This is a genomic window from Roseateles sp. P2_H4, assembly GCF_056403315.1.
This window is the reverse complement of sequence record NZ_JBFUFR010000009.1, coordinates 22,284-43,611: the sequence shown is the minus strand read 5'-3', so window position 1 is coordinate 43,611 and position 21,328 is coordinate 22,284. Positions and strand designations below refer to the sequence as shown.

The following is a 21,328-nucleotide window of genomic DNA, read 5'->3' as shown; positions in this document are numbered from 1 at the left end:
GCTCTCAGCGAAAAGCGCGGCCGCTCATGCGAGGCCCGGGCCGCGCACCTTCAGCGCGATCGCGGGCGTGCCGGCCAGCCCGTCAGGCAGCCGCACCTCCAGCCCCTGTGGCGTGCGCTTGAACGGCAGGCTGTCGGTGGAGCCCACGGCTTCGACACGCTCGATCACGCCCGGTGCCAGGCCCGAGTCCTGCGCCAGCGCGGTGATGCGCATGACGCCATTCGTCGGCCAGGCCAGCCCGATGGCATAGAGCGCACCGGCCTTGGTGGTGAAGCGGATGTCCTGGGCGGTGAAGGTCTTGATCTGCCCTTCGCTGAACATGCCGCCCCCGACCTGCGTCGGCCCTTCGCCGAAGCTGCGCCACGGCCGGGTGCCATGGATGGCTTCGCCGTTGCGGCCCATCCATTCGCTTAAGCCCTCGAGGACCTTGCGCTCGTCGGCATCGATGCTGCCGTCGCCGCGCAGCGGGATGGACAGCAGCAGGTTGCCGTTCTTCGAGACGATGTCCACCAGGCGGTGGATGACGCTGGTGGCCGACTTGTAGCCATGCCGGTCGAAGACGCCGCGGTTGTAGTGCCAGTCGCCGATGCAGGTGTCGGTCTGCCAGGGCAGCGGCTCGATGCCGGCGCGCTGGCCACGCTCGACGTCCTCGACGACGCCGGCGCGCCATTCGGGCGGGATCTCCTTGGCGTTGAGAACGGCCTCCAGCTTGCCGCCGTGCCAGGCCATGCTGGCGTTGTAGTAGTGCGCCGCGATGTCCAGGCCGGTCTGGCCGAGTGGCAGGCGCGAGTTGTCGAAATAGACGAGGTCGGGCTTGTAGCTGTCGATCAGGTCGCGGCAACGCAGGAACCATTGGCGCGTGAACGCCGGGTTGTGCGGCGGCGCCTTCTCGTCCCACACGCGGTCGTTGTGCTCATGCCATTCGTTGGCGGTGCGCATGGTGCTGATGCCGTCGGGCATCACCATGTTGCGGCCCGTGTAGAGGTCCTGCGGATCCAAGCCTTCCCACCATTTGCCTTTGCCGTCGGCCTTGGTCAGGTTGAAGGCGTCGTAGCGCTGGCCGGCCAGCGGGCCTTCGGGGTCGTAGCCATAGGCGGGTGCCTGCCAGTGCCAGGCATGCGCCGAGTGGTTGCTGACGCCGAAGCGCATGCCTCTGGCGCGGGCTGCCTTGGCCCAGGTGCCGACGATGTCCTTCTTGGGACCGACGCGCACCGAGTTCCACGGGTGGTACTTGGAGTCGTAGGCGTCGAAGTTGTCGTGGTGGTTGGCGAGCGAGACGAAGTACTTGGCACCGGCCTTGGCGTACAGGTCCATCAGCGCCTCGGGCTCCCAGGCCTCGGCCTTCCAGCGGTTCTGCATCTCCATGAAGCCGACCTTCGTCGGGTGGCCGTAGGTCTTGACGTGATGGTCGTACTGCCAGTTGCCCTGCAGGTACATGTTGCGGGCATACCAGTCGCCCATCTCGGGCACGCATTGCGCGCTCCAGTGCGCCCAGATGCCGAACTTGGCGTCGCGGAACCAGTCGGGTGTACGGTAGCCGCCGACGAGGGAATCCCAGGTCGGCTTGAAGGGGGCGGGCGCTGCGTGGGCGGCAGGCAGGCCGGCGGCCCCCATGACGGCAGCGGAGGACTGGAGCAGTGCGCGGCGGGAAAGTTGCTGATTCATGGTGCTCAGGGTTTGAGTGAATGGGGAGCGTCGGCCGGCATGCCGTAGACGATGCCGCGGCCCACGGTGCTCATGTAGACCAGGCCTTCGATGTTCATGTCGCCCATGACGAACTCGCCGTTGCCCGGGCCACCGAACTGATGCGCGTCGTCGTTGATGCGCTGCCAGGTGGCGCCAGCGTCGGTGGAGCGGTACACGCCGAGCGGCTTGCCCTGCGGCGAGCCCCAGATGAAGACGGTCGGGTAGGGCGCGCCGGCCATCGCCTTGCCGAAGCCCACGGCACCGCAGTGGGCGATGTTGGAGAAGGTGGTGAACGTGCGGCCTGAGTCGGTCGAGCGCGCCAGGCCGCCTTCCTTCAGCGCCACCCAGACGTCACCCTCGCGCCCCGGCGCCACGCGCACCAGCGACGAGCCCTTGGGCGCAAGCGTGGCGGTGGCGGCAAAGCTGGCACCACCGTCCGTGCTCACGCGCACGGTGCCGCGGTCGTAGGCGTAGAACTTGGCCGGGTTGACCGGGTCGCCCACCGGCCGCACCGGCGCGTCCTCCAGGCCGCGCACTGCGGTCCAGACGGGCTTGACTTTGATGAAGTCGGTGGAGCGGAAGGTGAGGTGCTTGCCGTCTTCCTGGCGGAAGCTGTGCAGCAGCGCGGCGCCGTCGGCCGACAGCGCCAGCGTGCCGTAGCCACCCTGCATGCCGGCCACCTCGGTCCACGTGGTGCCCGTGTCCGCTGAGCGGTACATCTTCTTGCCACCCACGCGCACGACGACCGCGGTGTTGCTGCCGGCGACCGCGAGGCCCGAGGTCGAGCCCAGGCGGGGTTCGTGGATGGGCGCAAAAGCGTCGAGCTTTTGATGGCGGAAACCGTCGTAGTCGGCGATCACCGACAGCAGCGGGCCGCCCGGCACGCTGACGGCGACGTTGGGCACGGTTTCCTCCAGCCCCTTGACGGTGAAGGTCCAGGTGGCCGGCTTGGCGTCGATGTCGGCGGTGCGGAACACGCCGTTGCCGGAGGTGACCCAGACGGCGCGGGTGTCGAAGGGGTCGAACTCGATGGAGCCCGTCCAGTGGATGGCGTAGGCGGAGATCCAGCTGACGCCGCTGGTGTCCATGGCGAAGCCGCGCTCCACCACGTCGGTCCAGCTGAGGCCGCCGTCGTCGGTCACGTAGAAGCGGTCACCGGCGTTGGCGCCGCCCTGCGGCATCCAGGTGTTGATGGTGGAGATGACCAGCCGCTTCGCGTTCGCGGGATCGACTGACACGCCCGAGAACGCGCGCTTGACGCCCTTGGGCGTGACGTTGGTCCAGCCACCGCTGGCGACCTGGTACTTCCAGACCTGGCCAGCCGTCAGCGGCTCCGGTGGGTTCAGCTTCTTCCAATCGCCATGCGGACCCGAGCCGTCGCCATAGCTGATGTAGAGATGGCCGTCGCGGGCGAGCGTTGCGCGCTGCGGGATGTAGGCCGAGGGCGCATCGGCCACCGGCTTGAAGCTGGCGCCGGCGTCGTCGCTGCGGTAGAGGTTGGGGCCGACCGAGCCGAAGCGCGATACGCCCACGAAGACGCGCTGCGCCACGCCCCTCGCCACGCTGGTCGGGTCCAGCAGCACGAAGCTGATGCCGGTCTCGTTGGGCGTGGTGGTAACGGGTAGAGCGTCCACGCGCTGGAAGCTGGCGCCGGCGTCGAGGCTCTTGAACAGGCCGTTGGTGCGCGAGCCAACGTAGAGGACGTTGCTGTCGCCGGGGTCGACCTGCATCTTCTCGCCGTTGCTGCGGCCCAGACCGTTGCCGTTGGCGCGGAAGAGGTGGCTCACGTCGGTGACGCGGCCGAAGGTGGCGCCGCGGTCGGTGGAGCGCATGACCGCGGTCTTGCCGCCACTGAAGTAGGGCACGCCGGCCAGCAGGTAGACGACGGCGCTGTCCTTGGGGTCGAGTGCCAGGGCATCCACGCTGAACAGGCCGACGTCGGCCTCGGACACGCCGTCGAGCAGGGAGGTCCAGCGCGTTTGCGCGGCGTCCCAACGGTAGGCGCCGCCGACGTCGGTGCGGGCATAGATCAGGCCGCGCTCGGTCTTGCTCGGCACGATGGCGGCCACGTAGCCACCCCCGCCAATCGCCAGGCTGTCCCAGCGGTAGGGCTCGGCCTGGCTCAGAGAGGCCAAAAGCGCCAACGCCGTTGCCAGCAGCGGACGCCAGAAAGGCTTGGTTCGTATCAGTTTCATCTGGGTCGACGCCATCACGCGCGCCTTAAAGCAGGAAACACCGGGTCGTGAACTCACGACCCGGTCTACGTCGTCACATTACTTGGCGTTGTCGACGATGGCCTTGATCAGTTCAGGGAAGTACTGCGCACCGGTGTAGCGGTTGAACAGGCCGAACTGGTGGTTGGCGTCATAGCCGTTGTCCCACCATGTCGGGACGAGGCCGTGCTGGAAGGCCGACTTGGTCACGTACTTGGTCCAGGCGGTGCGGTAGGTGCCGGCGGGGTCGTACTCGGACTTCAGGATCGCGCCGTACTCACCCATCAGCACCGGCATGCCGGCGTCGACGAAGCGGGTCTTCAGCTTCTGGAACTGAGCGTCCACGTAGGCTTCATTGGCCCAGGTCTCGGTCACGGCCGGGTTGGTCGCGGTCGCGCCCCACTGCCAGATGTTGCTGCCGCCGTCGAGGGCGAAGTGGTACGGATCGTAGAAGTGCACTTCCAGGAACATCCGATTGGTCGCGGAGTCGTTGGGCTTGATGAAGCCGTTGTAGGTCGAGTCGATGTTGGTGTTGAAGCCCTGCACCACGAGATGGCGCTTGGCGTTGTTGCCGCCCGTGGCCCGCACCGTGTTGACGAACACCTGGTTGAACCCGTTCTGAACGGCCTGGTACTCGGCCGTCGGCGGGCCATAGTCGCCTGCGACCATGACTTCGTTGGTGCCGGCGAACAGCAGGTAGTCGTCGTAGTTCTTGAAGTTGTTGGCGATCTGCGTCCACAGCTTGGCCAGGCGCGCGTTAGCGCTCGCCTGGTAGGCGTAGGTCGGGATCAGCCAGCTGCCTTCATGGTGCGTGTTCAGCACGACGTAGAGGCCGGCGTTGCGGGCGTAGCCCACGACCTCGGTGACGCGCGCCATGAAGGTCGGGCTGATGTTGCCGTCGGCGTCGGCGTACTGGTTCCAGCTGACGGGAAGGCGTATGGTCTTGAAGCCGGCCGCCTTCACCGCGCTGATCAGTTGCTGGTTGATCAGCGGGTTGCCCCAGTTGGTCTCGTTGGGCGAGGCGTCCAGCGAGTTGCCCACGTTCCAGGCGGGCGACATCAGCTGCGACAGCTGCACGCTCGTCAGGTCGCGCATGGAGCCGGGCACGGTGATCACGAACGCCTGCGTGGTCTTGGCGCCGCAGCTGTTGGTGTAGGTTGCGGTGGCCGTGCAGCTGGCGGCGGGCGTGATGGTCTGCTCGCGTGCCGAGCCTGATGTGCCGCAGCCGCTCCAGCCCCACGAGCCGCCGGTGACAGGCTGCGGGCCGAGGATGGCCGAGTTGCCTGCGGTGACGGTGGCCGACGACGTCTGCGTCCAGGAGCCATTGACGCTCACATAGGGCGTGATGGCCGTCGGCGTGCAGGCCGTGCCGCGCGTGGCGCTGGCCGAGCCGGAGTTGTAGCTGCCGGCGCTGGTCGTGAACTTGACCCAGTACCAGTAGGGCGTGCCGGTGTTGGCCGAGCCGTCGGCGTAGGTCCTGGCGCTGCTGGCCGGTACCGCGATGCGGCTGCGGCCGTTGGGGTCGGCGTCGGTGTCGCGGTAGACCTCCAGCCGCGAGACGTTGCCGCTGACAGTCCAGTTGAGCTGGTTGTTGTTGGYCGAGCCGTTGGCGGTCAGGCAGACGGTGGCGCCGCCGCCGCTGCCGCAGCTTTGTGCCTGCGCGAGGGTGCCTGCGCTCGCGCCGAAGGCGAGCAGCAGTGCGGGTATCAAGGTTCTCATGTTCTACCTTTCAAGGTTGAAAGTGCTCGGCCGGTTGTCTCCTCCGGATGCGAGCGTTGTAGGAGGCCGGCCCAGGGTCTGGGCACGGCCTCGACGACAGTGATGAATGGAACGGCAGGCCCGGCGTCTGGATTTGGACGCCGGCCTGCCGAACCCTCGATTCAATTGCTGTACAGCATTCCTCGACCGGTGCCACTGATGTAGATGCGGCCGTAGATGCCTTGATCGGCCGCCATGACGCCAATACCGCCGAACTGGTTCGCGTCGTCGTTGAAGCGCGTCCAGGTGGCGCCGCCGTCGTCGGAGCGATGCACGCCCCAGACGCCGTTGCTGACGCCCACGACGTAGACCGCAGCCGAGTACGGGGCGCCCGCCTTGGCTTTGCCCAGTGCCACCGCAGAGGCGCCCTGCACCTGCGCCCATGGGTTGCCGACGAAGATCGACGCGAAGTTGCTCAGCTTGGTCCAGGTCGTGCCCGAATCCGTCGAGTGGTACACGGTGTTGCCATCGGCAAGCCAGAGGTCGCCCTCGACGTTGGGGTTGACCGCCAGCGAGGTGTTCCCGAAATAGTTCGGTGCCAGCCCCGCGTTCACCGAACCCTGGCTCAGCGTGAAGGTGTGGCCCCCATCGGTCGACGTGTAGACCTTGCCGGGCGTGCCCCACCAGTTGCCACCGGAATCGTAGGCATAGACCTTGTTCGGGTTCTTGCGATCGGCAACCAGGTGGTAGGCGCGGGGGTAGATGCTGTTGATCGCCGGCAGATTGGTCGGCACCCAGGTGGCGCCGTTGTCCGTGGTGTAGGACGGCACCGAATAGCCGGGCGCCCAGACCGCCTTGTTGCGCGCCGTGACGGCGATGCTCGCTTCCCCACCCGTGTTCTCCACCGCGCCCGGTGCGTAGGTGGCGAACTTCGCCCAGGTCTTGCCGCCGTCGCCGGACCACATGCCGTAGGCGGTGTTGTTGCCCAGCACGACGCCAATGGTGGCCATGTACTGCGGATCGGACCACGCCATGTCGGCGGCGAAGGCATTGCTCCAGCTGGTGGCCGGCGTCAGCGTCGGCTTGGTCGTGAGGTTGGTGTGCACCCAGGCGCCGACGTCACCCGTGCTGTTGATCACGGTGTACGTGGCACCGGCCGGCGGCGTGGCCAGGCCCAGGACGGCCGTCTCCTCGATGCCGTCGACCAACTCGTTCCAGCTCGGCGTGGCCGAGGACGCGTTGCGGGTTTCCCAGACCCCGCCGCCAGTGACGTGCAGCACGCGCTCCCGGTTGAGCGGATCGATCTCGACATCGTCGGGCCAGCCCCAGAAACCGCCATCGGCCGGCGTGTGCGGCATCATGGCCGCGATCTCGCGCCAGTTGCGGCCGGCGTCGTCGGACAGCCGGATGATCTGCTGACCGCTGTAGTTGCCCCAGGTGTTGGTCACGCCCAGCGCAATGCGCGTGGTCGCGCCGGTGCCTGAGACCGACAAGCCACCGTAGCCGGCGGAGTCATTGCTGTTGAGCAAGCTCCAGTTGCTGCCGTCGAACTTGTAGAGGCGGGCGGGACCGCCGGCGCCCGGGCCGGTCTCCTTGGTGAAGGCCACATAGAACATGCCGTCAGCGGCGCGCACCATGTGCGGGATGTGATAGCCGGAGATCGGCACCGCGACCGGGGTCCACGAGGCACCGCCGTTGCTGGACTTGTACAGGTTCGAGGCCAGGCCGGCTGTCTGGACGTAGTCCGGCGCGATGGGCACGTAGATCGTCTGCGTGGCCGTGCCGCTGCCCTTGGTGCTGGTGTCGTAGACGACCGTCTCGACGCCCATTGCGCTGTTGATACCCAAGGCATTGACCTGGTCCTGGGTCAGCTTGGCGCTCGACAGCGACGTCACCTGCTCCCAGGTGAGGCCGGAGTCGGCGCTCTTCCACAGGCCGGCTGTGCGCGTGGCGTAGAACAGCGTCGACGGCTTGTTGGGGTCCACCATCAGGCGCTCGCCGATGGCCCGGCCGGGGTTGTTGCCGCCCAGGGGAAAGGGCAGGGCGACATAGCTCCACTGGTCACCGCGGTTGCTGGAGATGTACAGGCGGCCGTTGCCCCCGAACGTGTACATGCCGGCGCCCATGTAGACGCGCTGGTCGTTGTTCGGATCGACGGCCATGCTTTCGACGCCGTGGAAACTGGCCTCGCCGCCACCGAAGCCCAGGCCGTCGGTGATGGGCAGCCAGGACGACGTCGGCTGGTTCCAGCGGTAGGCGCCACCGATGTCGGTGCGCGCGTACAGCAGGTTGGGAGTCGTCGGGTGGAAGACGAGGCCGCTGACATAGCCGCCGCCGCCGAACTTCGTGCTCGTCCAGGTACCCACCTTGATGGAGAACGTCTGCTGGGTCTTGGCGCCACAGCTGTTGGTGTAGGTGGCGGTGGCCGTGCAGGCTGCGGGCGGCTGGATGGTCTGCTCGCGAGCTGCGCCTGCGGTGCCGCAGCCGCTCCAGCTCCACATGCCGCCGGATGTCGGCTGCGGGCCGAGGATGGCCGACGCGCCGGTCTTGATGGTGGCCGATGCCGTTTGCGTCCACGCACCGTTGGCGTTGATGTAGGGCGTGATGGCCGTCGGCGTGCAGTTGGCGCCAAGCGTCGCGTTGGCCGAGCCGGAGTTGTAGCTGCCCGCGTTGGTCGTGAACTTGACCCAGTACCAGTAGCGCGTGCCGGTGTTGCCCGAGGCGTCGCTGTAGCTCCTGGCGCTGCTGCCCGGCACGGCGATGCGGATTCGGCCGTTGGGGTCGGCGTCGGTGTCGCGGAAGATCTCCAGCGACGTGACGGCGCCACTGACGGTCCAGCCCAGCTGGACGTTGCTGGCCGTGCCGGTGGCCGTGAGGCAGACGGTGGCGCCGCCGCCGCTGCCGCAGCTTTGCGCCTGGGCGAGCGAACCTGCGGTCGCGCCGAAGGCGAGCAGCAGGGCTGGTATCAAGGTTCTCATGTTCTACCTTTCAGTGAAGGAGCTCGGCCGGGTTGTCTCCACCGGACACGAGCGTTATGGCGGGGCGTAGTTCAATGCGTGGAGCTACATCCCGACAACGACGATGGATTTGGGTGGCGGCAAGGGATCAATGGATCAAGCATCCAGGCGGCGGTAGGTGAAGCGTTTCATGCGCACCTCACCGGCGCCGGCGGCAAACAAGGCCAGCCGCAGGCTGTGGAGGCTGTCGAAGGTGTTCTGGTGCATGACGGAGACCTGCTGCAGCCAGGGGTTGGGCATCCAGCAGCCGTCGCTGGTGGCGTGATGGAAGCTGACCAGATGGCGGCGATGCGTGAGCCTCAGGCGGTGATGGCGGCCCTGCACCGGTTGCTGCATCCAGCGATGCGCCTGGCCGTAGCTGTAGGTGTGCATGCCGTCGCCGTCGATGCCGATGCCGACGAAGCCGCGTGCGTCGTGAAAGAGGGCGAGGCCGCCCTGCGCGTCGCCGCTGATCTCGAACTCGAGTTCGGCCTCGTAGGCGTGGTCACCCACGACGCAAGTCAGCGGTGAGCAGTCGGCCAGGCTGCTGCCCTTGCCGGCGAGCAGAAGGCCTCGGTCGCCATGGCGTGCGCGCTGCAGCTCGTCCGGCCCGGCGTCGAAGAAGCTCCATTGGTGGCCGATGCGCTGGCCGCTGAAATCGTCCGACAGCGCCGGCACGCCCGGGCAGGGTTGGGCCCAGCGAGGCTTGCGCTGGGGCCGACCGAGCGCGCTGCCGCGGGTACGGAACCAGCCGTCGCGACCCCATTCGATGGGCTGCAGCAGTGGCTGGCGTCCAAGGGTGCGGTGCCCTTGTTCGTGGCCGTGGCAGGCCAGCCACCAGTCTCCATTCAGCCCCTCCACCAGGCTGGCATTGCCACTGATGGACCAGGTCGCGTCGGCATTCTTGAGCGGGTTGAACGGACAGTCCTCCCAGGGCCCGAAGAGGGAGGACGATCTGGCAACCGTAAGGACGTGCTCGCCTGTCTGAGCGCCCGCGCCTGCGGATGCACGCAGCAGATAGAAGTGCCCTTCGCGCTGGATCAGCCGCGGGCCGGATGACGTGAACACTGCCTGCCCGGCGTCATGCTCGGTGAGTGCTGGCGTGTGAGCGTGGACAGGTCCGCCCACCGTCGCGAGGCCGTCGCCGGTCAGCTGGATGCGGCGTACGCCATTCACGAACAGGTGGCGGCTGCCGTCCTCGGCGACGACGTGGCTGGCGCCGAAGCAATCCACCAGTCCGAGATCGATCGGGTCGCTCCAGGGGCCGGCAATGTCATCGGCCTGCACGACATGGATGGCCGCGCGACCGGCCTGCAACGCGGCCAGGTAAAGGAAATAGCGCCCGTCGTGCTTGACCAGGTCCACGGCCCCCACCGTGCCGATGGGGCGGGTCAGCGCAATACCGACCGGTGACCAATTCACGAGGTCCCGCGAATGCCAGATCACGGGGCCGGGTGTGAACTGCAGCGACGAACAGGCCAGGTAGTAGTCGGCGCCGTCTTTCAGGATGCAGGGATCGGGGTGGTCACCGGGCAGGACGGGATTGAGGAAGGTTCCGTCACCCAGGTCCGGTCGACGCTGCGCATGGGCGCTTGCAGCGTGCGACGCGACCGAAGGTGTGACGAGCTCAATCATGGTCATGCGCCAGGCGTGAAATCGGCGGCGCCCAGATGGGCATGGCCGCGTTCATCCAGCTTCGCCGTGACGCGCTGGCCGAGGTAGCGCAGCGCGACGCTCGCCTTGGCCGGCCCGCGCAGGCGCACCCGCGTCAGTCGGCCAGCCTTCCAGTCGACATCCAGCTCCAGCCCGCCATGCGCCCGCACGCCGTGCAGTCGGCCCTCGGGCCAGGCCTTGGGCAGGGCGGCCAGCAGATGCACCTCGCCGCCCCAGGACTGCACGATCATTTCCAGGATGGCGGCGGCACCGCCGAAGTTGCCGTCGATCTGGAAGGGCGGGTGGGCGTCGAACATGTTGGGGTAGGTGCGCGCCGGCCCCAGCAGGCCTTGCAGGACCTTGTAAGCCCGCTCGCCGTCGCCCAGGCGCGTCCACAGTGCCAGCCGCCAGGCGGTGGCCCAGCCGGTGCTTTCGTCGCCTCGGGTGTTCAGCGTCTTGCGGGCGGCCTGGGCCAGTGCGGGTGTGTCGCGCACGTTGATCTGCTCGCTGGGGTAGACGGCGTAGAGGTGCGAGACATGGCGGTGCTGCTGGTCGGTGGCCGACGCATCCCAGTCCTCCAGCCATTCCTGCAGTTGGCCCTGCGCGCCGATGCGATCGGCCGGCAGGCGGGCTCGCGCCTTGCGCACGGCAGCGGTGAATGCCGGGTCGTCCTCGCCAAGCTGGGCCTGCGCCGCAATGGCCGCGTCGAACAGGTCGCGCAGGATCTGGCGGTCCATTGCCGGCCCGGCGCACAGTGCGATGTCGGCGTGGTGGTTGTTCTCCGGCGACTGCGACGGGGAGGTGACGAGGCCGCGCCCCTTGCGGTCTTCGACCAGCGTGTCGAGGAAGAACAGCGAGGCACCCTTGAACAGCGGCACGAGTCGGCGCAGCATGGCCGGGCTCGGGTTGTACTGGTAGTGCTGCCACAGCGTCGTGCACAGCCAGGCGCCGCCCGTGGGCCACATGCCCCACAACGGGCCATCGATGGGCGCGGTGGCACGCCACAGGTCGGTGTTGTGGTGCGCGACCCAGCCGCGCGCGCCATAGCTGTTGCGCGCCGTACGCGCGCCGGTGACGGCGAGGTCCTCCACCATCTTCAGCAGCGGCTCGACGCACTCGTCCAGGTTCGCCGGCCCGGCGGGCCAGTAGTTCATCTCCGTGTTGATGTTGATCGTGTACTTGCCTTCCCACGGTGGGTGCAGCACCTCGTTCCACACCCCTTGCAGATTGGCTGGCTGGCTGCCCGGCCGCGAGGACGACAGCAGCAGGTAGCGCGCGTACTGCACGTACATCGCCGCCAGCGCAGCGTCTGGCTGCCGGGGCACGCCCTTGATGCGGGCGTCGGTGGTGCGGGCACCCGCCTCGTGGCCGCCGAGATCGATGTGCAGGCGGCGGAACAGCGCGCGGTGGGCCTTGAGATGGTCGTCGCGCAGCCGGGCGAAGGGCTTGCGCGCGGCGGCGGTGGTGCGCTGGCGCACGGCGGCCACCGGGTCGCCGCTGGTGTCCTGCCAGTTCACATAGCTGGTCTCGCCGGAGACGACCAGCGTCAACCGGCGCGCGCCGCGAACGCGCAGCCGGTCGCCGCTGGCCTCGATGTGGCCGTCGCCCACGGCCTGCACGCGCAGCGCAAAGCGCAGCTGACCGGGGATGCCGAACGCCTGGACATTGCGGCCCTCGACCAGCAAGGCGTCGCTGCCGTCGGCGCGGACCGCCAGCGACCCTGGCCGCTTCTCGGCGTTGAGCGATTCACGGTGGTCCCAGGGCGCGCCGACGAAGACGACGCCATCGGCGTCGTACCTGGTGTCGCCGAAGCCGCCATAGGGCTGGTAGTCGGCGTGGCGGTAGCCGAGGTCGAGGTCGATCGTGCCATCGCCCTCGATCTCCAGCCGGATCACCGTCACCTGGTCCGGCACGCTGCAGAAGGTCTCGCGCCGGTGGCGGCCGCCGCCGTCGATGAAAGTGGTCAGGGTGGTGGCGCTGTCGAGGTCCAGGCTGCGGCGATAGCGCGCAGCGGCTTTCACGCCAGGGAAGTCGAGCAGCAGGTCGCCGGCGCCGCAGAAGGGCATCTGCTTGATCGGCTTGCCCATCAGCGCCTCGGAGACGAGCTCGTTGGCCTCCTTCCAGCGTTCCTGCTCGATGAGGCTGCGCACCTGGGGCAGCGCCTCACGGAACTTCGGGTTGTCCGGCACGTAGGGGCCGCCGCCGTAGAGCGTGTCGATGTTGAATTGCAGCCGCTCCTGCGCGGGGCGGCCGAAGACCATCGTGCCCAGGCGGCCGTTGCCGAGCGGCAGCGCCTCGATCCATGGGCCGGCGGGCTGGTCGTACCAGAGGCTCAACGCATCGGCGCTCACGCCGGCGGCGCCGGCCTGCACCCACTGCGGCAAGGCTGCCAGGAGGGAGGTGAGGGCGGGCGCCAGGGTGGAGGTGGCGACGAAGCCGCGGCGGGTGGTGGGGGTGATGTCCATGGGATCAGGGCCGCAACGGACCCTCCTTGAGGAGCTTCTGCAGCGTCGGGGCCATCGCGCGCTGCCAGAGACCGTAGCCCTTCTCGTTGGGGTGCAACAGGTCGGGCATGACGTCCTTGCCCAGCGTGCCGTCGGCAGTCAGCAGCGCGGCATTGATGTCGAGGAAGTGGACGTTGCGGCCGTCGGCATAGCCGGCGACGAGCTTGTTGACACGCTCGTTGATGCCGCGCAGGAAGTCGTCGGGCTTCTCGCCGCGCGGGAAGATGGCCAGCAGCAGCACCTGGGTGCCGGGCAGGCGCTGGCGGATCTCGTCGACCAGGCGCTTGATGCCGGCCGCCGTGGTGGCCGGGCTCTCGGCGCGGTGGCCGGTGTTGTTGGTGCCGATCATCAGCACGGCCACCTTGGGCGCAATGCGGTCGATCTCGCCATGCTGCAGCCGCCACAGCACGTTCTCCGTGCGATCGCCGCCAAAGCCCAGCGCCAGGCCGTTGAGCCCGGCGTAGTGGCGCTGCCAGACCTCGCGGCCCTCCTTCTCCCAGCCCTGGGTGATGGAGTCGCCGATGAAGACGATCTGGGGCGCCGTGCCGGCTTCGACGAGCTTGCGCTTCTCTTCGAGCTTCTCCTTGTGGCGCGGCAGCCACCAGTCGACGGCCCAGGACTCGTCGAGCATCGCCGGCGTGACGGACTCCGTGCGGTAGTCGGGGCAGGCAAGGCCTGGCTTGGCTGCCTGCATGATGCGCACGTTGGCCACGCTGACGCGCCCGCTGCCGGTGCTGTCGAGCGCAAACGGCAGCCTGATCTTGGAGAAGTCGGCGCCCTCGCGCGTGAAGCAGCTCATGGGCAGGGCGATGTGCTGCCAGCCCTTGCCGGCGGCGGCGCGTGCGGGTGCGATGAGGTTGACGCTGCGCTCGCAGCCGTCGCCGCAGGCCACCTTGGCGCGCACGCCGCCCTGAGCCAGCTCGCCGACGTCGAGGTCGAACTCCAGCGTGCCGCCGAGGTAGGGCCGCAGGTCCAGCGGCTGGCGCGACTCGAACCGCAGCGTGGCGGACCAGAGATTCTTCCAGTCCAGCAGCACGGCCTCGCGTTTGCCGGCGCTGCTGAGCGTGCTGGCGCCCACTGTGCTGGCGCGGGCGTACTCGGCCGTGGGAGCGGGTACGACGACGCTGTCGCCACTCAGCTCGGCCTGGGCCTCCCAATGGCCGACGACGGTGCGCCAGGCGCTTGGCGGGGCCGGCAGGATGGTGATGTCCGGCGCCGTCTGCGCCAGGGCGCCGAAGACCGACGTGGTCAGCAGCGCGCCAAGGATGGCCGTGCGAACGCTGCTCACTTGTAGCGCCCCATCTTGACCTTCAGCACGCGTGGGTTGGCGACGAAGTTCAGGCCCCAGTCGTCGTCGCGTTGGACGAGGCGGGGCGGTTCGGTAGCGAGGGATGCGGAAGAGGCAAACAGGCAGAAGGCGGTGACGCTGGCGACGCGCTGGCTGGCAAGGGAAATCTTCAGCATGGCTGTTTTCGGGAATGACCGTGGCTACAGCCAGAGAGGCGCGCGTGCGGAAAGAGGGCCGTACGCATGCCGAAGATGGCCGCCCCTGCGGCCACTGCTGAAACTGCAATGCGGCGGTGGTTGTTCACCTGCGTCTCCTGTGGCGCGCCTGTACCGAGCGCTCTATGGGCTTGCCTTCCTGACGGCTCAACCCGCTGCCGAAGTGCGCGCGGGGCGACAGCGTTGTCAAAAGCTGTACGGTTCGCGCTTGGGTATCGGCAGCAGTGGTCAAACCAATTTGGTCTTGCCACTTTGCCACAGCCGAAAATCGGTCTTACCGGTGCATACCCGAATAGCTGTCGTCCTCCGGCATTGACGCCCTGCGGATCGAAATCAACTGTTTGCGATAACATTTGGTCTGTCCACTTTGTCAGCGAAGCAACATCCAAATGCCAAACCCCCACCGCGCCGGCGAAGTGCGTCGGCAATATCAGCTGGTCGCCGACAGGGTCCGTGCGCTGATCGAAGAGGAGGGAATCACCACGGGGTCCCGCCTCCCGGCAGAGCGTGAACTGGCGCTCCAACTCGGCGTTTCGCGGCCATCGCTGCGCGAGGCGCTGATCGCGCTGGAGATCGACGGCCGCGTGGAGATCCGTGGCGGTTCGGGTGTGTATGTCTGCACACCGCCACCGGATGGTGAACTGGCGACGTCGGCCCTCGGCGAAAGCCCAGCGGAGCTGGCGCAGGCGCGCGTCGTGGTGGAGAGCGCCATCATCACGCTCGCAGCGGCGCGGGTCACGAAGGCGTCCCTGCACCGGGTCGAGGACGCGTTGAACGCGATGCGGGAAGACCATGCGAATGGCCGCAAGCCCGTCGAGTCGGACCGCCGCTTTCATCAGAGCATTGCCGAGATGGCCGGCAACTCGGTATTGGTCGGCATGGTGGGAACGCTCTTCGATGGCCGGCACACCCCCATCGCGTCACGCATGAGCGGGCGGACCGAGAGCACTCACACCTGGCAGGCCGCTCTTTCCGAGCACGAGGCGATCTACCGTGCGCTGGAGGCTCGCAATCCTCAGGCCGCGGCCGCCGCCATGTGCAACCATTTGCAGGCCTCGCTGGGCCGCTGGGTCGGCGAGAGCAACGGGGCCGTCTGAAGCCTCGCTGCTGCAAGGCAGTTGGGGGCTTCTGCCCATCGGCGGGGGCGCTATCGATCTTCGCCGAAGAGTCGGCCTGCATGGTCGCGCATCACATCACGGCGCCGAGCTGCCAGGGCACGAACTCGTTGTCGCCCAGGTCGTGTGTTTCGCTGAGCGTCGCGCGGCCCGAGGCGGTGTCCAGCATCAGGCGAAAGAGCGCCTCGCCGGCTTCGGCGACGCTCTGGGTGCCGTCCACGATGCCGCCGGCGTTGAAGTCCATGTCCATGCGCATGCGTTCGAACAGCGGCGTGTTCGTCGCCAGCTTCAGCGACGGCGTGGGCTTGCAGCCATAGGTCGACCCCCGGCCGGTCGTGAAGCAGATCAGGTTGGCGCCACCGGCCACCTGGCCCGTGGCCGACACGGGGTCATAGCCCGGCGTGTCCATGAAGACGAGGCCGGCGGTCTGCACGGGCTGCGCATAGCCGATCACGTCCATCAGCGTGCTGCTGCCGCCCTTGGCAACCGCCCCCAGCGATTTCTCGAGGATGGTGGTGATGCCGCCGGCCTTGTTGCCGGGCGAGGGGTTGTTGTCCAGCTCGGCGCCGTTGCGGGCTGCGTAGTCCTCCCACCAGCGCAGGCGGTCCAGCAGTCGCTGCGCCACGTCGGGTGATGCGGCACGGGCGGTCAGCAGATGTTCGGCGCCGTAGATCTCAGGCGTCTCCGACAGGATGGCCGTACCGCCGTGGCGCACCAGCAGATCGACCGCCGCACCGAGCGCCGGATTGGCGCTGATGCCTGAATAGCCGTCGGAGCCGCCACATTGCAGCCCCACGACCAGCCGGGAGGCAGCCACGGTCTGGCGGCGCGCCAGGCCGGCTTCGGCAGCCAGTTCGCGCACCAGCGCCTGGCCGCGCTCGATCGCCTCCCGGGTGCCGCCTTGCTGCTGGATGGTCAGGCTGCGCACGCGCGCCGCGTCGCCGATGCCATCGAGCAGCGCGCCGACCTGATTGACTTCGCAGCCGAGTCCGACCACCACCACCGCGGCGAAGTTCGGGTGGATGGCATAGCCGCGCAAGGTGCGCCGCAGCAGCTCCAGGCCTTCACCCGCGCTCATGCCGCAGCCGCTGCCATGCGTGATGGCGACGACGCCGTCGACACCGGGCAGCGCCGAGCCGCCTTCGAAGGCGCGGGCGATCCCCTTGCAGACGCTGGCCGAACAATTGACGCTGGATATCACGCCGATGTAGTTGCGGGTGCCGACGCGGCCGTCGGCCCGCACATAACCTTCAAAGCTGGCGGCCTCGTGCAGGCCGAGGGCCGGAGCCGCGCGGCCTTCAGCTGGCGATGACGGCAGCGCTGCGGCCATGCCGAGGTTGTGGGCGTGGACGTGCTCGCCGGCCGCGATCGGGGCGCTGGCCACGCCGATGGGCTGGCCGTACTTCAGCACCGGCTCGCCGGCCTGGATGGCCCGCAAGGCCACCTTGTGGCCGGCGTCGATCGGGTCCGTGACGTTCAGCGCTATCCCATCGGGGCGAGCGACGTCGGTTCCCGGGGACAGGGGAACGCGTGCCACCGCGACGTTGTCGCGGGCATGCAGCACGATCAGCGCGTCTGCTGGCAGCAATTCAGTCGACATGGAAGACGCATTCCATGGCCGCCCAATGCTCGCCGGCGGCGCGGCTTTCCAACGGAAGTTGGCAGGGGCTGCAGAAGGTCCACCAGCGGCGGGTTTCGACGTCGGCGGCGATGGCCGCCATGTCGGCCTCGTAGTCGCTGCCGTGGTACTCCCAGTAGCCGAACAGCAGGTTCTCCGGCTCGCGCAGGAAGATGCTGTAGTTGCGAATGTTGGCGAGGGCCAGGCGGGCCAGCACGGCGGGCCAGACGGCGGCGTGCAGGCGCTTGTACTCGGCGATGCGGCCCGGCTCGATGCCGATGACCATGCCCATGCGTTGCATTGCGTGTTCCTTGTTCAGTGGGCGGCGAGCGCGGCCCGCAGGCGCGGCTGAGGCAGCCCGGGCACGTGCTCGCGTGCGAGGTCGACGACCGGTTGCAGGCGCCGTGCCTTCTTGAGGACGTGGTTCTGGGCGATGTCGGCCAGGCGGTGGGCCAGGAAGGGGTTGAGCAACCGGTCGCGCAGCACGGCGAGGTAGTCGCGCGCCTCTTCGCCTTGTCCGAGCGCTTCGAACACCGGCAGCACCTCCTGCTCCCATGCCTGCTCGAGCGGGTTGCGCAGGGTGGGTTCATGCATGGCTTGACGCACGGTCATGTCGGCGGCGAGGCGGGCCGTCAGCCACCACTCGGCAAGCAGGGTGTGGCCGAGGTTGAGCAGGAACAACTTGAGCCGCTCGTAGCGGGCGAGGTCATCGGTAAGGATGATGTCGGGATGGCGGCAGGGCAGCTGCAACCGCGGCTGGGCCTCGACGGCCCACAGTGCATACGGCTCGGCCACGGCGCCCACGGGCTCCAGGGCTTCCGAGACGATGCGGTCCACCAGCGAATTGCCCCAGACCGGCTGTGTCTGCACCCAGTCGACGAAGGCGGGCGCGCATTGCCATGCCCGCGCCAGCGCCACGACCAGCTCGCGCAGGGCATCGCCGTTGCGCGACACCAGTTCGCAGGGCAGCAGCGTCAACTCGGCGCCCGGCCGAGCCTGCCAGCGGTCGTGAAGCAGCACAAGCAGCTTGGCGGGGAAAGAGGCGGGCGCCATGGCGCCGTCGGCCAGCAGGCCCGCGGCGTCTTCCGGCGCCAGTGCCCAGCCACCGTCGCCGGTGTTGGAGACGATCACCTGCACCGGCCCGCGGGCTCGTGCGCGCACGGCCGTCCAGTCGTCGGCGGCATGGAAGGCTTCACGCACGGACCTGCAGGTCTTGCGGGTCTCCACGGCCTGCCCGCCAGACAGTCCGCGCACGATGATGTCGAAACCTTCGGTGCGCGCCAGCGCCTGCGTGCGCATCGTGCTGGCCGGGTTGCCGGTGCTCTGCACGACCGTGATGCCGCCCAGTGCCTCGCCGCGCTCGGCCGCTTCGCTGACGAACAGGTCAACATGCGCCTGCAGGAAACGGCTGGTGCCGAACTGCAGGATCGGCTGGCCTTCCCTCGTTGCCGGATTCAGCATTCGACGATGGCCTTGATGACGCCTTCCGCTGGGTCAAGCAGGCGCGGGAAGCCGACAGGTACTTCAGCCAGCGTCATGCGGTGAGTGGCGAGCGCCGCGTCGGGCACCAGGCCCTCCCGCATCGCCTTCATGACCGTCTCGAAGTCTTCCGTCGTGGCGTTTCGGCTGCTGAGCAGCGTGGCCTCGCGCTTGTGGAATTCGGGGTCGGAGAAGCGGATGTCACCCTGCACGATGGATACCAGCACGTAGCGCCCGCCGTGGGCGATGAAGCGAAAGCCCCGTTCCATGGCCCCGGGGTTGCCGGTGGCATCGAACACCACGTCGTAGAACTCGCCATCGGTGAGTGCCGACAGCTGCGCCTCGTCGCCCTCGCCGAGCGGCACGGCCGCAGCCACGCCGACATGCTTCAGCGCGAAATCGAGCCGGTCTTGGCGGCCATCCAGGGCCGTGACGACCGCGCCGCGCAGACCGGCAAAGATCATTGCGCCAATGCCGATCGGGCCTGCACCCACCACCAGCACGCGCTGGCCGGCGGCGACTTCGCCGCGCCGCACGGCATGCGCACCGATGGCGAGGAATTCCAGCATGGCGGCCTGGTCCAGCGTGATGTCGCCTGCCTTGCCAACGAAGCGCTGCGGCACGCTGACATATTCGGCGAAGGCGCCGTCGCGATGCACGCCCAGCACCTGGATGCGCACGCAGCAGTTGGTCTTGCCCTGGCGGCAGGCGATGCAGTGGCCACAGGACAGATAGGGCATCACGTAGGCCGCGTCGCCTGGCTTCAGGCCGCTGTCCGCGTCGGCTTCCTCCACGATGCCGGACAGCTCGTGCCCCATGACGCGGGGGTAGTTCAGATAGGGCTGGTGGCCCGTGAAGATGTGCAGGTCGGTGCCGCACACGCCCACACGTTTGACGCGCAACAGCACCTCGGCGGGGCCGCGCTCCGGGCGCGGGCGGTCGTGGGCGACGAGGATGCCGGGGGATTCGCAGGAAACAGTCAGCATGGTGCTAGTCAGTCAAGGCAAGGCGGTAGATGCGATTGGCATTACCCCCGAAGAGCGCACGTAGGTCGTCAGGCTGGGGAATGGGTTGAAACTGGCGAGCCAGCTGGTGGGCGAGCTGCCACCAGTCGGCGTAGTCGGCGGCCAGGCGCAGCACCGGCCAGTCGCTGCCCCACAGCAGGCGCTGGGGGCCGAACAGCGTCCACAGTGCCTGGGTGTAGGGGTGAAGCGCTGCGGCGTCGCGGCGCTCACCGGCCTCTGTCAGCAGGCCCGAGAGCTTGCAATGGACCTGGGGGAGGGCGGCCAGCGGGGCCATGTGGGTTTGCCAGGGCTCGATCTCGCCGCGTGCGATGAACGGCTTGGCGGCATGGTCGATGACGATGCTCAAGCCTCGATGGCGCTCGGCGAAGCGGCGCAGCCCGGGCAATTGGCGCGGCAGCACGAGCGCGTCGAACACCAGGCCGTGGCGCTGCATGGCCTCGGCGGCCGGGTCACAGGCGGGGTCGGCGATCCAGTCGTCGTCCGGCAAGTCCTGCAGCATGGGGCGCAGGCCCTTGAGCAGTGGGTGGCGGGCCAGCGCGTCAATCTGCGCGGCCGCATCCGCCGCCTTGAAGTCGACCCAGCCGACGACACCCTTCACCCACGGCGTGCGCTCGGCCACCGACAACATCCAATGCGTGTCAGCCACGCTGGGCAGCGATTGCACGAGCACGGTGGCATCGACGCCGGCTGCCTGCAATTGGGGTGCCAGGTCGTCGGGGCCGAAGTCACGGTGGATGGCCTGCAGCGAAGCCGGCGGCCACTGGCCCTCGCGGTCGACCAGGCGCCAGAAGTGTTGATGTGCGTCGACCCTCATCAGTCGTCCTGCGGGCCGCTGTCGGGCAGGGGCGCGTTGCCGGCGATGAGGCCGCGGCCACGCAGTCGGTGCCAGAGCTCGCGCGGGATGGCGCGAGCCATCCAGGCGGCGTTGGCCGCCACCTGCTCGGGCGAGCGCATGCCCGCGAGCACGCTGGTGACGGCCGGATGCGCGAGCGGGAACTGCAGGGCCGCCGCCTGCAGCGGCACCCCGAACTCCGCGCAGGTGGCGTCCAGGGCCCGGGCCCGGCGCATCACCTCCGGTGGCACGCTGCCGTAGTTGTACTTGGCCTGTCCGGCCAGCAGGCCCGAGTTGAAGGGACCGCCGATAACCACGCCGACGCCGGTCGCCGCGCAATGGTCCAGGAAACCGAGGCTGCCCTGCTCAAGCAGGGTGTAGCGGCCGGCCAGCAGCACGCAGTCCAGCGCTGCGGTGGCCAGTGCCTGCTGCGCCACTTCCCATTCATTCACACCCAGGCCGATGGCCTTCACGACGCCCTGGCTGCGCAGCTCCTCCAGGGCGCGAAAGCCGCCGCCCGTGGTCAACGCGTGCCAATGAACGTCGTGCCCGTCGCCGTGGGTCAGGCGGCCGATGTCGTGCACCAACAGCATGTCGATGCGTGCCAGCCCCAGGCGCTGCAGGCTGTCCTCGAAGGAGCGCAGCACGCCGCCGTAGCTGTAGTCGTACACCGGGCGGTAGGGCAGCGGGTCGGCCCAGTCGTCACTGCCGGCCGCCACCGTCGGGTCGGCATGCATGACGCGCCCGACCTTGGTGGACAGCACAAAGCTGTCGCGCGGGTGGCGTGACAGGAACTCGCCCACGCGGCGCTCGCTGCGCGTGTAGCCATAGAACGGGGCTGTGTCGAAATAGCGGATGCCGGCGCTCCAGGCGGCCTGCAGCGTCGCGGTGGCCGTGGCGGTGTCCACGGCTTCGTACAGGCCGGCCAGCGCGGCGGCGCCCAGGCCCAGCGTGGTCAGCGGCAGACCGGCGCCAGGAAGGGAGCGACTGGGAAGGCGGTTCATGT

General features: G+C 68.5%; 15 protein-coding genes. 1 reads left to right on the top strand and 14 read right to left on the bottom strand.

Annotated elements, in window-relative coordinates:
* Window positions 1-24 precede the first annotated feature (24 nt).
* From AC1DW3_RS09105 to AC1DW3_RS09070, 8 genes are all read right to left on the bottom strand, one after another.
* The gene (locus tag AC1DW3_RS09105) at window positions 25-1,665 is read right to left on the bottom strand and encodes an alpha-L-fucosidase (protein ID WP_477930655.1); all 1,641 of its coding nucleotides are present in this window, start codon (window positions 1,663-1,665) and stop codon (window positions 25-27) included.
* Between the two features lie 5 nt (window positions 1,666-1,670).
* Window positions 1,671-3,881, bottom strand: a complete 2,211-nt coding sequence (locus AC1DW3_RS09100; RefSeq protein ID WP_477930653.1) for an exo-alpha-sialidase — start codon at window positions 3,879-3,881, stop codon at window positions 1,671-1,673.
* Between the two features lie 78 nt (window positions 3,882-3,959).
* A complete protein-coding gene (locus AC1DW3_RS09095) occupies window positions 3,960-5,618 on the bottom strand; it encodes a glycoside hydrolase family 5 protein (RefSeq protein WP_477930651.1) in 1,659 nt (552 codons plus the stop codon).
* Between the two features lie 161 nt (window positions 5,619-5,779).
* Entirely contained in the window at window positions 5,780-8,575 is a 2,796-nt protein-coding gene (locus AC1DW3_RS09090; protein ID WP_477930650.1) for a WD40/YVTN/BNR-like repeat-containing protein, read from the bottom strand.
* 135 nt (window positions 8,576-8,710) lie between these two features.
* On the bottom strand, window positions 8,711-10,228 hold the full coding sequence (locus AC1DW3_RS09085) for a family 43 glycosylhydrolase (protein ID WP_477930648.1): 1,518 nt from the start codon (window positions 10,226-10,228) through the stop codon (window positions 8,711-8,713).
* Window positions 10,229-10,230: 2 nt separating this feature from the next.
* Window positions 10,231-12,711, bottom strand: a complete 2,481-nt coding sequence (locus tag AC1DW3_RS09080; protein WP_477930646.1) for a glycoside hydrolase family 95 protein — start codon at window positions 12,709-12,711, stop codon at window positions 10,231-10,233.
* 4 nt (window positions 12,712-12,715) lie between these two features.
* Entirely contained in the window at window positions 12,716-14,038 is a 1,323-nt protein-coding gene (locus AC1DW3_RS09075; RefSeq protein WP_477930644.1) for a GDSL-type esterase/lipase family protein, read from the bottom strand.
* Window positions 14,035-14,214, bottom strand: a complete 180-nt coding sequence (locus AC1DW3_RS09070) for a hypothetical protein (RefSeq protein WP_477930642.1) — start codon at window positions 14,212-14,214, stop codon at window positions 14,035-14,037. Before AC1DW3_RS09070 ends, AC1DW3_RS09075 begins: the two co-directional genes overlap by 4 nt.
* Window positions 14,215-14,642: 428 nt before the next feature.
* On the opposite strand from AC1DW3_RS09070, the gene AC1DW3_RS09065 reads away from it, so the two are divergent.
* On the top strand, window positions 14,643-15,350 hold the full coding sequence (locus AC1DW3_RS09065; protein WP_477930640.1) for a FadR/GntR family transcriptional regulator: 708 nt from the start codon (window positions 14,643-14,645) through the stop codon (window positions 15,348-15,350).
* A gap of 91 nt (window positions 15,351-15,441) precedes the next feature.
* On the opposite strand, the gene AC1DW3_RS09060 is transcribed toward AC1DW3_RS09065, so the two are convergent.
* The 6 genes from AC1DW3_RS09060 to AC1DW3_RS09035 are packed head-to-tail and all read right to left on the bottom strand — an operon-like array spanning window position 15,442 to window position 21,326.
* A complete protein-coding gene (locus tag AC1DW3_RS09060; RefSeq protein WP_477930638.1) occupies window positions 15,442-16,968 on the bottom strand; it encodes a UxaA family hydrolase in 1,527 nt (508 codons plus the stop codon).
* Window positions 16,958-17,287: an L-rhamnose mutarotase gene (locus AC1DW3_RS09055; protein ID WP_477903893.1), complete on the bottom strand. Its 330-nt coding sequence runs from the start codon at window positions 17,285-17,287 to the stop codon at window positions 16,958-16,960. The genes AC1DW3_RS09060 and AC1DW3_RS09055 overlap by 11 nt, the downstream gene beginning before the upstream one ends.
* A 14-nt stretch (window positions 17,288-17,301) precedes the next feature.
* The gene (locus AC1DW3_RS09050; RefSeq protein WP_477930636.1) at window positions 17,302-18,447 is read right to left on the bottom strand and encodes a mannitol dehydrogenase family protein; all 1,146 of its coding nucleotides are present in this window, start codon (window positions 18,445-18,447) and stop codon (window positions 17,302-17,304) included.
* On the bottom strand, window positions 18,441-19,451 hold the full coding sequence (locus AC1DW3_RS09045) for a zinc-binding alcohol dehydrogenase family protein (protein ID WP_477903889.1): 1,011 nt from the start codon (window positions 19,449-19,451) through the stop codon (window positions 18,441-18,443). The genes AC1DW3_RS09050 and AC1DW3_RS09045 overlap by 7 nt, the downstream gene beginning before the upstream one ends.
* Window positions 19,452-19,455: 4 nt before the next feature.
* Window positions 19,456-20,304: an amidohydrolase family protein gene (locus AC1DW3_RS09040; protein ID WP_477930634.1), complete on the bottom strand. Its 849-nt coding sequence runs from the start codon at window positions 20,302-20,304 to the stop codon at window positions 19,456-19,458.
* A complete protein-coding gene (locus AC1DW3_RS09035; RefSeq protein ID WP_477930632.1) occupies window positions 20,304-21,326 on the bottom strand; it encodes an aldo/keto reductase in 1,023 nt (340 codons plus the stop codon). The genes AC1DW3_RS09040 and AC1DW3_RS09035 overlap by 1 nt, the downstream gene beginning before the upstream one ends.
* Between the last annotated feature and the right edge of the window lie 2 nt (window positions 21,327-21,328).